This is a genomic window from Neobacillus sp. (assembly GCF_031988165.1).
GTDB lineage: Bacteria > Bacillota > Bacilli > Bacillales > Cytobacillaceae > Neobacillus > Neobacillus rhizosphaerae.
This window is the reverse complement of record NZ_DALZYO010000012.1, coordinates 17,145-32,244: the sequence shown is the minus strand read 5'-3', so window position 1 is coordinate 32,244 and position 15,100 is coordinate 17,145. Positions and strand designations below refer to the sequence as shown.

The window sequence follows — 15,100 nt, the reverse complement described above, 5'->3', positions numbered from 1 at the left end:
TAAAGCAAGAACCTGAGGATATCGATGAACAACAGCTTTCAAGCTTGGACCTTTTTTGGCAGCAGTTGAGCAATATATTTCTTTAAGAAAAAAAGGTAGAGAGAAATATGTTGATAGTGTCAAGAAAACGACCAATGTACTATATGATAATCAAAAAGCATTTATCGATTTATTTACAAAGCAAATGAAAACAGTGATGCTCCCATTTCAAAAATATATGAAAGAAGTTACTAAAGTAACAAAACCATAATGAGGTGAAGATAGATGTCAGATAAAATGTCTTTTGATCCATATGAATCTCTTCATAAGCTCAGTCTATTGTGGGAAAAACAATTAAATGAATTCATCTATCTATGGACGAATAATAAGGAATTTGTCAAAATGACCAATTTAGGAACGGAAATTCATTCCCGCTACCTTGAAACCTTTAAAAAAAGTCAAGAGGCCCTTGCTAGTGTTTTAAATTTGCCAACGAAGAGTGACGTGACCAATGTGGCAAACCTAACCATTCAAGCGGAAGAAAAAATGGAAGCGCTTGAAGAGCAAATGTGGGAAATCCAAGATTCTGTGAGGTCACAAAGTAGGGATATTGAAAGTGTTATAGAAGTGTCAAAAGAAATTATTAAACTAACAAAACAATTAAAAAATGAGTTAGTGCAAACGAAGAAAGAACTGGCTAATTCAAAGGACTTACATGCGGAGCTTCAAGAAATGAAATTTGAATTGTTAAAACTTAATAATTTTAAGGAAGAATTTGATACGTTAAGAGGTTTGATTGAAAGTGGCAATAGAGCAGAAATTGAATTGGCCGGAGCGGGTTCGTCAAAATAAAGAAGGGAGGAGGGTACTAAATGGCGACAGAAACACCATTAAAGGGGTTCATGCCGGAATTGGATTATGAAAAAGAAATGAACCGCTGGTCTCATGTGTTTAAGTTTTTAAGTGAACCTGAACCAAAGGTTGGTCATACGCCTAGAAATGAAGTATGGCGAAAAAATAAATCAGTATTATGGCATTACCCTGCAAAGCAGAAAAAGTACGAGATTCCTTTGTTTTTCGTCTACTCCCTTTTTAATAAACCCTATATTTTAGATATTGCTCCTAAGGTGAGTGTTATTGAGGGATTAACCAACAGTGGCTATGAAGTGTATTTATTAGATTGGGGTTCACCGGGCTATGAAGACAAAAAGATTGGTCTTGACACTTATATTGATAAATATTTAAGGACCGCCGTTAAACGGGCAATTCGCCATTCTGGAGCGGATGAAATTACACTTGTTGGCTATTGTTTAGGTGGAACGATTGCCTCTATCTATGCTTCAATAGCGGAAGAACCAATCAAAAATTTGATTGTTGCTACTGTTCCAATAGATTTCAAACCATTTGTAGGACCGGATAAATGGGCAGAAGGTATGCGAAATGGCGATATGAATATTGACCACTTTATTGATGTATATGGGGTTGTCCCACCTCAAGTAGTGGATGGAATGTTCAGGGCAATTGGGGCACCGATATATTTTTCTAACTATACAATGCTATTAAGCCGGGCACATGACCAGCGGTATGTCAATAAGTGGCGTAGGATGAATAGATGGACACTTGATCAAGTTCCTTTTGCCGGCGAGGCATACAGACAATTAGCTAATAATCTCTTTAAAGAGAATAAGCTGGTAAAAGGGGAGTTAATGATTGGCAATAAAAATGCAGATTTGAAAAATATTAAGGCAAACCTATTCGTGGTTTCAGGGTCTAGAGATAATTTAATTTTAGAGGAGCAAAGTAAGCCGATTATGGATTTAGTTACAAGTGAGGATAAAACTTATTTAGTAGTAGAAACGGGGCATGTTGGATTAGCCCTATCTGGTTTGTTCGCTAAGATTGTAGACCAATGGGTTTCAACTAGGTCAAATCAGCTTTAATATTATATTGTAATAAAGTTTATTTCGGTATCATGAGAGGAAGGAATTTCCTTCCTCTCTAACTTGCCGTTTTATGTTTCTTTAAAAAGGTACGAAGTACCTTGTTAAAGGCGTCTTTTGCCTCTAGCTTCGCGATGTGACCTGTATTCCTGAAGATGACAAACTCGGAGTGGCGAATTTGTTTATGCATCAATAATTGAACCCATACCGGGATGACCGAATCGTATTGTCCACCAACTATTAAAGTTGGGATATTAATAGAAGAAAGTAACCGTAAATTATTGACCTCGAGACATGCTTCCATTGATTTAAAATAATGTTCACGATTAGGCTTGTAAAATTGGTAAAAGCTTTCGAAATTTTCCTTTGACCAAGAATAGAGGCAAACCTTGGCTGCTGATTCCCTCAGAACTTCCGGATATTTATTTTCTGAATGGGATTGCCGGTATTGTAAAAATAATTTTCCTAGCCGTTTTGGAGCATAATGGAAGGTGCTAACGAGCATCAGTGAGCGACACATTTCAGGAGCCTGACGATATATTTCCTGGGCTACCATTCCCCCCATTGATAAACCGCAAATGTGTGCGCTTTCAATTTCTAACCCTTTTAAAAGACTAATAACATCGTGAGCGAAGTTTTTTATCGAAATCTCTCCCGGTGATTGATATTCACCATGTCCACGTAAATCGGGAATAATCAAATCAAATTGATCGGCAAATTCAAACTGGTTGGACCAACCTTCCTTAACTTCGCCAAGACCATGGATAAAGACTAACGGCTCACCGGAACCAAGTCGTAAAAAAGGAATTTCGAAGCAACTTTTGAATATTTCACTCAAAGCAAATTCCCCCTAGCTGTTTTTAATAACCTATGTTTCCATCATTAGTAAAGTTTATACATTTATAAAAATCCTGATTATTTTATTATATAATCAAGCTTGACAAAATATTACATATAAGTGTAAATTACATATATAGACTAGCAATGAGAAAACCTACATACATCAGTTAAAACGTGATTTTAATACAGAAGAAAATATTATCGAGGAGGAATAAAGAAATGAGTACGTCGACTAACAAAAATGGCCAAGCAGAGACTCATGAAGAAGCTGTTGAAACCAATCGTGTAGTTGATACCCTTTGGAATCAATATGAACAATCATTGGATCGAGCTAGAAAGTATCGTGAAAGCAGGGAAGAGGGATACCTTAACACAATTAAAGAAGTGATAAGGTTCAATCAGGAATTCAGAGGTTCACTTGCAAATCTTTTTCAGGCATCTAAAGAAACAAACAACGAAATAATGAAAGGCGTTTCTAGTGCACTTTTTAAAAAAGCTGAAGATAAACAAGTGATTCGTCCTGAGTTGACAGAACAATTCGATGAATTATCCAGTCGATTTAAACAGCTGGCAGCTACTCCTATTGCAGCTGGCCTTGACCTAATTGTCCGCTTGGAAGATAAACTGGAAGAAAGCAGTGAAAACTATGTAAATTTTGCAAGACAGCGTCGTCAAGGCTTTCAGAAGGTTACGGACGGGTATGTTCAAGTTGCTAGAAACAACCATAACAAACTTGTTCACCGCTTTGAAGAAAGCTTGAAAGTATTAGTCGACGCTAAATAAAATGGAAGTAAACTCCACTGTTTAAAAGGGACAGTGGAGTTTTTTATTGGTTTCAGGCACCAGCAAACATCCATATACATGACATTTATCATGGGTTGGACATTACAGGTATGACTTTCAGCAGTTGATTTCTTTCCCTATACTTTGAGATAACACAAAGTTTAGGGAAAGAAATTTAAAAAATGTCTGAAGAAAAACAAAAGAATTTTCTTAAGCAGGTCGCACCTTATGAAAAGTAATACAAAGGACAGTGTATGGCAGTTGATCAATTGTTGCCACTACTCTTTTTCAAAAATTGTATGGCGAATAAAATTCTAAAATGTTTGTTGGGTATAAAGATGTTAGGATTTCCGCTAAAATAGAAAGTATATTAGAGAAAAATGAAGGATCGTTGGGGTAAAATAGAGGGATAAAGTATTCCAAGTAAAAATGAGGTTTCGTTCATGATAAAAAGGTATTTAACATTCAGAAAAAATAATGGGATTGCTCCTTATATTTGGACGATTCTTTGTATATTACCGTTTTACTTTATTTTTCAATCTCCCTCAACTATTGAAATTGTCGTTGGAATTTTACTTACACTGTTCTTCTTTATTTTGTATCGATTTGCCTTTATTTCAAAGGGATGGCTGGTTTATCTTTGGACATTAATTCTCATTGCTATTTCCATTACTGCAACCAGCCTTTTCAGTTATGTTTATTTTGCATATTTTCTTGCTTATTTTATCGGTAATATTAAGGATCGTGTAGCCTTTCTTACCTTGTATTTTATTCATTTAATCAGTACTTCAGCGTCGATTAATTATAGTTTTGTGATGCAGGAACCGTTATTTTTAAAACAAATTCCGTTTGTCATCATCACTTGGATAAGTATCATTCTCCTCCCATTTAGTATTCATAATCGCAATGAACGAGGGCAGCTCGAAGAAAAACTAGAGGATGCTAACAAACGGATCGCTGAGTTTATTAAATTGGAGGAACGGCACCGGATTGCGAGGGACCTTCATGATACATTGGGGCAAAAGCTTTCTCTGATTGGCTTAAAGTCGGATTTGGCAAGGAAGTTAATTACAAAAGACCCTGAGCAGGCACGTGTTGAATTGAAGGATGTTCAGCAAACAGCACGAACCGCGTTAAGCGAAGTAAGAAAAATGGTTTCTTCGATGCGTGGTATTCGCTTAAAGGATGAAATTCATCGGGTTAAACAAATGATTCAAGCCGCTCAAATCAAGTTTGTAAGCGAAGGGGAGTTTACGCTTTCAAATGTTTCGCTGTTAACAGAGAATATCTTAAGCATGTGTTTGAAAGAGGCCGTTAACAATGTAGTTAAACATAGTGAAGCTACATCTTGTTTCATTTCTATTGAACAATCGTGGAAGGAAACGAAATTGATGATTCGAGATGACGGTGTCTTTAAGGGTGAAAATGATATATTAGCTGAAGGTCATGGTCTGATTGGAATGAAAGAAAGACTGGAATTTATTAATGGCAGTCTTGAGCTCTCAACAAAGGATGGAACAACATTATTTATTAAAGTACCGAATGATGTCAAGCCGCGGTTGGAAAAGGAGGATTGAAAATGATTAAAATTGTTATCGCTGAAGATCAGCAAATGCTCTTGGGAGCATTTGGATCCCTTCTGAATTTGGAAGATGATATGGAGGTAGTCGGAAAGGCGTCCAACGGAGGTGAAGCTGTTGACCTTGTGAAAAGCTTCAAGCCGGATATCTGTATCATGGATATTGAAATGCCAGGGAAGAGTGGACTCGAGGCAGCGGAAGAACTTAAAGGTCTTGGTTGTAAAGTAATTATTTTAACAACTTTTGCTCGGACCGGTTATTTTCAGCGGGCCTTAAAGGCTGGTGTCAGCGGTTATTTACTGAAGGATAGTCCAAGTGAAGAACTGGCCAGCTCGATCCGCAGCGTGATGGCGGGTAGGCGTATTTATGCTCCAGAATTGATGGATGATGTTTACGGTGAAGAAAATCCTTTGACAGACCGGGAAAAAGAAGTGTTAGAGCTCGTCGCAGATGGCAAGAATACGAAAGAAATTGCTGAAGAACTTAGCATCAAAACTGGAACCGTCCGCAACTACATTTCAATCATCTTAGATAAACTCGAAGTCAAAAACCGCATCGAAGCCATTACCCAATCGAAAGAAAAGGGATGGTTTAAATAAGGTTTGAATGAACGGTGTCTGGCACCGTTATTCAAATCTTTTTTATTTTGAAGGACAAAAAAGTTGTTTTTTCAAGGTTTATAAAATATGATTTTTTGTAGTAAAAAAAACGCTGGAACATTTTGAAGTAATTGAGTTTTTTTTATGAAGAAAGGAATTGATTCAGTTAATGGGAGAACCTTTAAATAACACGATAGACAGCGGCGAGGGAATTTCTCGGTCAAAACGGTTATGGATGGCAGCTGTATTAGGTACGTTAGCAGCGTTCGGTCCATTATCCATAGACATGTACTTGCCTGCACTTCCAAATATAGCACAAGACTTTCATACCAATCCTTCACTCGTACAGCTTAGTTTAACCTTTTTCTTATTGGGTCTTTCATCAGGACAATTATTGGCTGGACCGCTAAGTGATGTACGGGGACGCCGGCTGCCACTTCTGATTGGATTGGTGATCTATTTTGTAGTTTCGCTGTTATGCGTATTTAGCCCTTCCATTTGGGCTTTAATTGTATTGCGGTTTATCCAAGGACTGGCTGGATCCGCAGGTATTGTTATTTCTAGAGCCATCGTCCGCGATTTATATTCCGGACCAGAATTAACAAAGTTTTTTGCCCTGCTTGCTCTAGTCAATGGTGTTGCGCCCATATTAGCACCAGTCATGGGAGCACAGCTGTTGAAGATAGTACCTTGGCAAGGCGTCTTTATTGTCTTAAGTTTAATAGGTTTATTGATGTTCTTTGTTGTATTTTTCGGGTTACCAGAAACACTTCGTGATGATAGGCGTTCAGCGGGCGGAATAAAAAATACAATAATGACCTTTAAAAACTTAATTTTTGATCGTAGTTTCATCGGATATGCATTGGTGCAAGGACTTGTTTTTGCCGGAATGTTTGCCTATATTTCAGGCTCACCTTTTGTTGTGCAAAATATTTATGGTGCTTCAGCGCAGATGTTCAGTCTTATTTTTGCGATAAACGGAGTCGGAATCATGATTGCTAGTCAAACAACAGGAAGATTGGCTGGACGAATACAAGAGTCAAAACTTTTTGTTTTTGGTTTATGTATGTCATTTTTCGGAGGAATTGTATTGCTTGTTCTTCTGCTGTTTCATGCAAACTTATTTTTAATATTGCTACCGCTTTTTTTTGTGGTTTCAAGTGTTGGTGTCGTCAGTACAGCAGGATTTTCTCTTGCTATGCAAAAACAAGGAAAGTCTGCTGGCAGTGCATCCGCCCTGTTAGGAGTATTGTCACTTGCAATGGGAGCGATTGTGGCTCCCCTCGTGGGAATAGGTGGAGAGCATACAGCTATACCGATGGGAATTGTCATCGTATGTGTTGGGACTGGTGCAGTTCTTTCATACTTTTTTCTTGTACATCGAAGCAGCTCAATAACAAAGGATACTTCCTCTTCCTTATCCAGTTAATAACGTAAATGTTCCTTTTCAAATGGCCGGCGAACCCTTATTGATCGGCCGCCGTTTGAAAACCTCCTGAAAAGTCTTTTATATATTCGTATACCTCGTGTGGGCGTTCTTCAGGGAGGGCATGGCCTGTTTCTTTTAAAACAATTAATTCGGAGTTAACTAAATCTTTGTTTAGTTTCTCTCCTACTTTCAGGGGCATCGATTTATCATGATCACCCCAAATTAATAAACAAGGTGTTTTAATTTGGTTAAGGATATGGGCAGGAAGATCACCCTCGCGGTGACGAATCATTCTTGTAAGAGCCACAAAAATTTCATCCTGTAAAAAGGGCTGAAGGTATCCGTTAATCATTTCATCATTAATAATGGAGTGGTTATAGAGTGCGTCTTGGAGATTCTTCTTCACTCCTGTCCGTGCAAACCAATATTTCACAAATAGGTGGAAATAGGGAACGTAGCTGGTAAGGATTAATGGTAATTTTGAACGTTTAAGATACGATGAGCTACAAAGCAGGATAGCATTATCAGCGAGCTCTGGCATCATATGAAGAATATTTAAGACAATTTGCCCACCCATTGAGTGACCGATAAAAGTCATTTTTTTTAACCCAAAGGATTCAGTTAGTTTGATGACTGTTTGGGCTAAATTCTTATAGGAATAAACATAGCGGTTGCATTTTGCGCTTTTTCCAAATGGGGGTAAATCAAGTGATAAAACTTGGTACTCCTTTTTCAATAAGGAAATTAAATGGCGATATGTGAAGGTGGAAGAAAGAAAACCATGCAATAAAACAAACGTCCTGTCCGAGGTTTGATTAGAATAAAATTCATAATAAACGTTAATGTTATTTACCAGCAGAAAACCAGTGGATTCAGTTTGTTCCATCAGATACTTCCTCCTTTTTTTAATAAAAATAGTTGAATTTAATATTCCCTACATTTCAATCCTTACACGAAAAAATGTTGTCAAAAACCCGAAAAGGAAAAACTGGAAAAAGAAGTGTCTGCCACAGAAGGACAAATGTGTTTTCGTGGTGCCTGACACCACGTAATATAAACACCATGTAAAATTCCCAAAATTTTTTTGAATTTCCAAAATAAAATATTTGAATTTTTAGAAAACTCCTTGTATAATGGAAAAAAGCTTAAGGAGTTGATTTCCATGGAAAAGAAATTACTAAATTCACCACAACATTCGGATGAGAACGCAGATTCTGTTGTTGCAGAGATGATTCTAAACAAAGCGTTGCTAGAATTTAAGAGGGAGAAAATCCGTAAGGAAATCGACCAAACATTACGAGATGGGAACAAGGAATTATTCCTTAAACTAACAGAGGAATTAAAGAAAATCTCCTAAATCATTTACTAACGTACCTTTTACTAAAAAAGAAGCCCTATCCATTTTGAATGGATGGGCTTCTTTCTGTTTTCATGAACAGTGAACCATAATGTAATTTAGTGTAACAACTGGAGCACAATGATGTTTGAAAAACTTGGTCAATTTTCTTGTATTCGAAAAATAGATTGGAATTCATTGGAATAATAGATAAATTGAATTTATTATAGACTTAGATTTCTATATAATTTAGGCAGTCTGTATTGTCTGCCTTTGCAAATCCACAAAAATTTCCATGGTAATGCTAAAGTGCTTCCGAAGGATGGAACACCAGTATTTTTAACTTACTCAATAGCAAAGTAATAAGGGGATGAAAATGAAGAACATTATTCGTACCTTCGTTCAATTAGTTGCATCGATATATATATTCTTTTTAATTGGGTTGACGGTTGCCATACTGTTAATTCAAAATTCTTGGATTGACATGCGTTTTGATAGTGAATACATGGTTACCATTTCGATTCTAACCGGCTTATGGCTTTACTTTTTAACAACGTTTTTGAATGCCAGAAAATTTGCTATTTGGGAATCTCTACGAATCTCGGCAGCAGTTGGCATTTTAAGTATTGCAATTACCTCCATTATCACCATAGTCGGGGGGAGCTTTACCATCCTCCCTTCCTATGTGGTAAGAAAATCATTGTTTTTAGAAGATATTTTAACACTTGATAGGATGAATGAGCTTCTCATCATCATCATTCCAATTGGGTTTATCTTCATGGCATTTGCTGTTTGGTACAGCAATAAATCAAAAACAAGAACTGAATCCAACACTGGATGGACTCAATTATCGGGCGTTCAAAAGTTTGGTATCATGTTTTTGTTTGTCCTAATCGCCTTCTTTTTGTTCGTTTATTTAGGACAAGGAGGATTCCGGGATTTAATTAATCAATCCACTGTTTATTTAAAGAATGCAGATGTGGAGGGATTCCGTGATTATCTACTTTCATTTGGGTCTCTTGCAGCTGTTGTTTCTGGATTATTAATGGTGTTTCAAGCCATTATCGCGCCACTCCCAGCATTTGTCATCACGTTTGCGAACGGGCTATTATTTGGCTGGGTTTGGGGGGCAGTCCTCTCATGGAGCAGTGCCATGGCAGGGGCAGTACTTTGTTTTTATCTGGCAAAAATTTTGGGTAGACCAGTTGTTGAAAAAATTGTAACAAAGAAAGCGTTAAATTGGTGGGATTCATTTTTCGCAAGATATGGAAAACATGCGGTTTTTATTGCTAGACTTGTCCCAATTGTTTCATTTGATCTAGTGAGCTATGCTGCTGGTGTAACATCAATATCCTTTTGGCAATTTTTCTGGGCAACAGGGCTTGGACAATTACCAGCAACCATTCTTTATTCTTACCTTGGTCAAAACGCCACTAGCACTGTGAAAATTCTGTTTTTCATCTTTACCATCGTCATTGCGCTTGCAGTTATTGGAATGATTCTTCGCCCTAAATTACACTTGAGGAATAAAGAGAAACAAGGAGCCAATGGTTAATGGTCTCAAAATTGGACATAAAAGGGTTAATCATTAGGATAGTCGGGAGCACAATCTTAATTTATTGGATTCTCAATAAGATTGAATGGAGCAAAGTAACCGCGGTTGCAAAGGAAGGGTCATCCTTTTATTTCATTGCCGCTTTTATTGCTATCCAGATTACAGTCTTCGCTAGTATTTTGAAATGGAAAATGCTCGTTAATTCTTCATTAAATCAAGACCAAAAGCGAGACGCCTCATTAGTAAAATTGGGGCGTTTCTATTATATTGGATTATTTTTTAATAATTTTTTACCAGGCAGTGTCGGTGGCGATGTTGTGCGTGTTTTCTATTTAGGAAGAATCACAGGAATTCCTATTGCTACAGCCTCTGTGGCATTTGAACGAATAACAAGTGGTGCTGCACTTGTAGCAATCGCCATCTTTTCATCCATCTTTCTGAAATCAGCGAGAACTTATCTTTGGCCAATCTTGCTGGTGTTAGCTGCAATTTTACTATGCTCATACCTCATAAGTATATGGATCAAAAGAAGGAAGAACATAACCAACATTCAAAGTAGTATTCCTACTACAAGAATAAGTAGATGGCTTATGAAGCTAAAAAGCGAGCTTGAAAAAATCGTAGCAATCGCCTGGAATTATCGGAAGGAAAATAAAAAGTGGTTGTTATATATCGGTATCCTCTCCATTCTTTTTCAGGTTGGTCTTGCTTGGATTAACGATTTGTTGTTTTTATCATTAGGGATTGACATTCCATTTCTAGAATTATTAATGATTATTACCTTAATCTCTGTTATTACTATGTTGCCAATCAGTGTAAATGGCTTAGGAGTTCGGGAAGGATGTTACGTTTTATTTTTTAAAGAGCTAGGCGTTCCAGTGGAAATAGCTGTTACCGTTTCTTTATTATTTTTTATTCTTGTTTCGATATCAAGTTTAGCTGGTGGAGTATTTTGGATGTTAGAAAGGGGGGGGAAAGGTGAAATTATCCGGAAATCGGTTGATTGAATCGATTGTCAGTAAAAAGGCTAAGTATATGGTTAATTCTATTCCTGGAGATATCCCGATAAAGAAGTTTACTAAGCCAGCAGAAGAAGCGGTGTTTGCCCTCATCACAACCGCGGGTGTCCATTTGAAAACACAGCCAGTTTTTGATGTTGATGCTGGAGATCCTACTGTTCGGTTCATTCCGGCGTCAGTCGAAGAAGAAGATTTAATGATCAGTCATACTCATTTTGACCGAAGTGATGCTGATCGTGACGTGAACTGTGTCTTTCCTTTATTCCGTCTAAAAGAATTGGCTTTGGAAGGAATCATTGGAGAAGTTGCAAGGACACACTACGGCTTAATGGGGTTTATTCCGGATACGATTCCATTAATAGAAGCGACGATACCGTTAATTCTTAAACAGTTGAAGGAAGATAAGGTAGATGCGGTTATCTTGAATCCCGGCTGATATATTTGCCATCAATCCGTGGGATTGATTCAATTCGCAATTGAAAAAGCAGGGATACCAACCATCTCTATTACACATTTAGCAGAATTAACCGAGAAGGTTAGGGTCCCGAGGTCATTACATTTACGCTTTCCATTAGGTAGAAGCTTTGGTAGAGCGGGAGAACAGCAGATGCAACGGCAAATCCTCTTAGATTCCATCCATTATTTAAAAGAAATAGATGTATCAGAAACAATGATTAAGCTTCCATATAAGTGGAAAGGAAAAAATAGGAATGAAAGCTGAAGCAGCAAAAAGGTTTCAACGAATCTTCTGGCATGTTCGCTGGCTGTTGCTAGCGGGATTAATCATCTATAATCTTTATAGTTTGATGGTTGCTTTTAAACTATCATCATTTCTTCCAGTCAATGGATTTATTTTTGCTTTATTTTTCTTTTTTGGACTGTGGGAAGACTATTTTGAATGTAAATCCAGCTGTGAGCTTTAGAAAGGGATACTTATGAAAAAACTATCTATTATTATTTTGATGTTTTTATTGTTTTTATCAGGGTGTAGCTCGAATACGAATAATAACTCCAAACAGGCAGGAGAAAATAGCTTAAAAAGTGATTGGAAGGAAATTAAGGCTAAGGCAAAAGGGTCTAAGGTTAATATCTTTATGTGGGGCGGGGACGAAGGAATTAATCGTTACATTGATGAATGGGTTGCTCCTCGTTTGAAAGAACAATATAATATAGAACTGAAACGCTATCCGATGGATGCTGTGGAATTTATCAATAAGTTGAAGACTGAGAAACGGGCAAATAAAAAAGCAGGCGAAATGGATGTTATCTGGGTTAACGGAGAAAATTTCAAAACAGCTAAGAATGAGAAGTTACTTTTAGGCCCATTTACATCGAAACTCCCGAACTTTAAGCAATATGTTGATACTGAAAGTGATGATATCAATTATGACTTTGGTTTTCCTACAGAAGGATACGAAGCTCCTTGGGGGAAGGTTCAGTTTGTTTTTGCATATGATTCAAATAAAATCACTAATCCACCAAAATCTATTGACGAACTGAAAGATTGGGTTAAGAAAAATCCTGGTAAGTTTACCTATCCAGCCCCACCAGATTTCACTGGAAGTGCCTTTATTCGGCATGTCCTTTATGAAAAAAGTAAGGACTACAATGCCTATTTAAATAAGTTTGATGAAGAATTGGTAAAAGGGGAAGCGGACCAGGTATGGAACTTTTTAAATGAAATGGAACCATTCTTATGGAGGAAAGGAAGATCCTATCCACAATCTCTTTCCCAGTTGGAGCAATTATATAAAAATGGTGAAGTATGGATGACAATGGGGTATGATGAAGCGAATGCTTCAAATCTAATTAAAACGGGTGAATACCCTGCATCAACAAAAACATTTGTCCTTGATAAGGGGACATTATCTAATACTCACTTCCTTGCTATTCCTTACAATGCTCCGAATCCGGATGGGGCACTAGCACTAATTAACTTCCTGCTATCACCTGCTGCACAAATGAAAAAAATGGAGCTCGAGTATTGGGGAGAAAATATGTCTATTTCCGTTGATCGTTTATCTGAACAAGACAAGCATATCGTAGAATCAACCGACAGGGGTCCAGCAACCCTGTCACAAGAAAAGTTGTCCAGTCATCGGATTCCAGAGATCGGTGGGGAATATGTCCAGTGGTTGGAACGAGGATGGATCGAAAATGTGGCGAATAAATAAACTAGGCCATCAAATAAATAAACATAAGGGGCTGTTGGGAATCCTTCCAGCCCTTTTGTTTATGCTCATTTTTTTTCTTGGGGGATCCATCCATTCACTAACAATAAGTTTGGAAAGTCAACCGGTACATGGCCAAGAAGATCAATTTTGGGCTTATAAGGAATTATTAAATCTTTCATTTTTTCGTTCCGTCGGGATAACAGTTGGGATGGCGGCTGTAGTAGCTGTTTTTTCAGGAGTAACGGGTTTACTTGCTGCCCTTTTTTTAGCTGAACGCTTCCGACAATGGAAGTGGCTCCAGATTATTTTTCAATTGCCAATCGGAATTCCTCATTTATTATCCGCCTACCTACTTATGCAGGTATTCATGCAAAGCGGCTGGTATTCACGTATGGCCTATCACTTTGGCTGGATCGATTCATTTGAAGCTTTTCCAGTCCTCGTCCACGATGACTGGGGCGTCGGAGTAATATTAGCTTATATGTGGAAGGAAGTTCCCTTCATTGTTTTATTAATCTATCCTTTTATTGTAAAACTCATCTCTGATTGGAAGGAAACGGCAATGGTGTTAGGGGGATCCTTTTCCCAAACAGTAAGGTGGGTGATTGTACCAATTTTACTGCCCATGTGGGTTGGTGGTATGTGGGTGGTATTTGCCTTTACGTTAGGTGCTTACGAAATACCTGCATTGCTGGCAAAGACTTCATTTGGGTCCATTCCGGTTATGGCTTTTCAAGAGTATACACAATTTGGATTAGAACGTCAGCCGCTTGCGATTGCAATGAATCTCGTTTTAGCTGTGATTTCGCTCTTAGTAGGCTGTTTGTTAATTTATTTGCAATTGGGCTGGTATAAAAAAGGGAGAAGAATATGGTGAAAAGGAATAGAGCACAAAGAATTTTAATTATTATTTTTATCATCTTGTTTAGCCTTTTTTTCCTTCTGCCCTTCATCCCCCTAATTGTTTGGAGTTTTACAAAGCAATGGCCATGGCCCCTGCTCCTTCCTGAAAAATGGAGCATAGATTCATGGAAATACCTTTTTTCCGCTTCGGGAAGGGCAGGAGATGGATTATTTAATAGTTTGATTGTTGCTGCCCTAACCCTCATTGGTAATCTATTATTAGGAATACCGGCAGCGCGGGCATTAGCTCAGTATGAATTTAGAGGGAAAATGATTGTGTTTTCTATTCTTCTTGCTCCCTTATTTATTCCCTATACCGTTTCCATCATGGGGATGTTCGATTTTGCGATTCGTTTCGATTTTATTAACGATTATATAAGTGTAGCGATTGCACATCTTTTAGTAACTCTGCCCTATTTTATCGCAACCATTTGGTTTCAATTTCGTTTAATTGGGCGGAAACTCCAAGAAGCGGCCATCAGTTTAGGGGCAAGTGAATGGAAAATCTTTTTCTGGATTGAATGGCCATTGCTTCTTCCATCGATTTTATTAGGCAGCTTTTTGGTGATTGTCATTTCATTTAGCCAGTATTTACCGACATGGATTATGAGTGGTGGGACATTGCTGACGATTCCTTTAATTATGTTTCCATTTGCTAGCAGTGGAAACTCATCGCTTGTCTCAGCCTATAGTCTGTTATTTTTCGCCCCAATTCTGGTTCTTTTGATTGTGTATTATCTCCTTTTACGAAAAAATTCAAGAAAGCAATTAATGGATCGGGGGTGAGGAAAAGTGCAGTTAGAACAAATAAACATTCAAATTAACCATGAAAACATTATCAACTCTTTGGATTTACAAATAAATCCAGGTGAGATTTTTGTGTTAATGGGTCCGTCCGGCAGTGGTAAAACAACATTATTAAAGGGAATTGCTGGGCTGCTGCCATTTGCCTCAGGAAAGCAG

General features: G+C 37.6%; 18 protein-coding genes. 16 read left to right on the top strand and 2 right to left on the bottom strand.

The window, feature by feature from the left end; translation table 11 throughout:
- Window positions 1–55: 55 nt before the first annotated feature.
- From RTR43_RS08840 to RTR43_RS08830, 3 genes are read left to right on the top strand one after another with little or no spacing between them, the layout of a single operon-like run.
- A complete protein-coding gene (locus tag RTR43_RS08840; protein ID WP_312471192.1) occupies window positions 56–250 on the top strand; it encodes a hypothetical protein in 195 nt (64 codons plus the stop codon).
- Between the two features lie 14 nt (window positions 251–264).
- Entirely contained in the window at window positions 265–831 is a 567-nt protein-coding gene (locus RTR43_RS08835; protein ID WP_312471191.1) for a polyhydroxyalkanoate biosynthesis repressor PhaR, read from the top strand.
- A gap of 20 nt (window positions 832–851) precedes the next feature.
- Entirely contained in the window at window positions 852–1,919 is a 1,068-nt protein-coding gene (locus RTR43_RS08830; RefSeq protein WP_312471190.1) for an alpha/beta fold hydrolase, read from the top strand.
- 58 nt (window positions 1,920–1,977) lie between these two features.
- Here RTR43_RS08830 and RTR43_RS08825 read toward each other — a convergent pair whose 3' ends face one another.
- Window positions 1,978–2,757, bottom strand: coding sequence for an alpha/beta fold hydrolase (locus RTR43_RS08825; protein ID WP_312471189.1), 780 nt, complete (start codon window positions 2,755–2,757; stop codon window positions 1,978–1,980).
- A gap of 221 nt (window positions 2,758–2,978) precedes the next feature.
- On the opposite strand from RTR43_RS08825, the gene RTR43_RS08820 reads away from it, so the two are divergent.
- From RTR43_RS08820 to RTR43_RS08805, 4 genes are all read left to right on the top strand, one after another.
- Window positions 2,979–3,542: a hypothetical protein gene (locus RTR43_RS08820; protein ID WP_312471188.1), complete on the top strand. Its 564-nt coding sequence runs from the start codon at window positions 2,979–2,981 to the stop codon at window positions 3,540–3,542.
- A gap of 443 nt (window positions 3,543–3,985) precedes the next feature.
- Window positions 3,986–5,119, top strand: coding sequence for a sensor histidine kinase (locus tag RTR43_RS08815; RefSeq protein ID WP_312471187.1), 1,134 nt, complete (start codon window positions 3,986–3,988; stop codon window positions 5,117–5,119).
- Window positions 5,120–5,121: 2 nt separating this feature from the next.
- Window positions 5,122–5,721 (top strand): response regulator transcription factor, encoded by a 600-nt coding sequence (locus tag RTR43_RS08810; protein WP_248733771.1) that lies wholly within the window; start codon window positions 5,122–5,124, stop codon window positions 5,719–5,721.
- Window positions 5,722–5,890: 169 nt separating this feature from the next.
- Window positions 5,891–7,150 (top strand): multidrug effflux MFS transporter, encoded by a 1,260-nt coding sequence (locus RTR43_RS08805; RefSeq protein WP_312471186.1) that lies wholly within the window; start codon window positions 5,891–5,893, stop codon window positions 7,148–7,150.
- Window positions 7,151–7,187: 37 nt separating this feature from the next.
- Here the strand turns inward: RTR43_RS08805 and RTR43_RS08800 are convergent, their stop codons facing one another.
- The gene (locus RTR43_RS08800; protein WP_312471184.1) at window positions 7,188–8,036 is read right to left on the bottom strand and encodes an alpha/beta fold hydrolase; all 849 of its coding nucleotides are present in this window, start codon (window positions 8,034–8,036) and stop codon (window positions 7,188–7,190) included.
- Between the two features lie 276 nt (window positions 8,037–8,312).
- On the opposite strand from RTR43_RS08800, the gene RTR43_RS08795 reads away from it, so the two are divergent.
- From RTR43_RS08795 to RTR43_RS08755, 9 genes are all read left to right on the top strand, one after another.
- Window positions 8,313–8,507, top strand: coding sequence for an IDEAL domain-containing protein (locus RTR43_RS08795; protein ID WP_312471183.1), 195 nt, complete (start codon window positions 8,313–8,315; stop codon window positions 8,505–8,507).
- A 355-nt stretch (window positions 8,508–8,862) separates the two neighbouring features.
- Window positions 8,863–10,041 carry a TVP38/TMEM64 family protein gene (locus RTR43_RS08790; protein WP_312471182.1) on the top strand — a complete coding sequence of 393 codons (1,179 nt, stop codon included), beginning with the start codon at window positions 8,863–8,865 and terminating at the stop codon, window positions 10,039–10,041.
- A complete protein-coding gene (locus RTR43_RS08785; RefSeq protein ID WP_312471181.1) occupies window positions 10,041–11,048 on the top strand; it encodes a lysylphosphatidylglycerol synthase transmembrane domain-containing protein in 1,008 nt (335 codons plus the stop codon). The genes RTR43_RS08790 and RTR43_RS08785 overlap by 1 nt, the downstream gene beginning before the upstream one ends.
- Window positions 11,020–11,781, top strand: a complete 762-nt coding sequence (locus RTR43_RS08780; protein ID WP_312471179.1) for a glycine/sarcosine/betaine reductase selenoprotein B family protein — start codon at window positions 11,020–11,022, stop codon at window positions 11,779–11,781. Before RTR43_RS08785 ends, RTR43_RS08780 begins: the two co-directional genes overlap by 29 nt.
- Window positions 11,771–11,983, top strand: coding sequence for a hypothetical protein (locus RTR43_RS08775; RefSeq protein ID WP_312471177.1), 213 nt, complete (start codon window positions 11,771–11,773; stop codon window positions 11,981–11,983). The genes RTR43_RS08780 and RTR43_RS08775 overlap by 11 nt, the downstream gene beginning before the upstream one ends.
- A gap of 12 nt (window positions 11,984–11,995) precedes the next feature.
- A complete protein-coding gene (locus tag RTR43_RS08770) occupies window positions 11,996–13,234 on the top strand; it encodes an ABC transporter substrate-binding protein (protein WP_312471176.1) in 1,239 nt (412 codons plus the stop codon).
- Window positions 13,218–14,111, top strand: coding sequence for an ABC transporter permease (locus RTR43_RS08765; RefSeq protein WP_312471174.1), 894 nt, complete (start codon window positions 13,218–13,220; stop codon window positions 14,109–14,111). Before RTR43_RS08770 ends, RTR43_RS08765 begins: the two co-directional genes overlap by 17 nt.
- On the top strand, window positions 14,105–14,923 hold the full coding sequence (locus RTR43_RS08760; RefSeq protein WP_312471172.1) for an ABC transporter permease: 819 nt from the start codon (window positions 14,105–14,107) through the stop codon (window positions 14,921–14,923). Before RTR43_RS08765 ends, RTR43_RS08760 begins: the two co-directional genes overlap by 7 nt.
- Window positions 14,924–15,022: 99 nt before the next feature.
- Window positions 15,023–15,100: ATP-binding cassette domain-containing protein (locus RTR43_RS08755; protein WP_396954554.1), on the top strand; the 78-nt coding region annotated here is incomplete at its 3' end.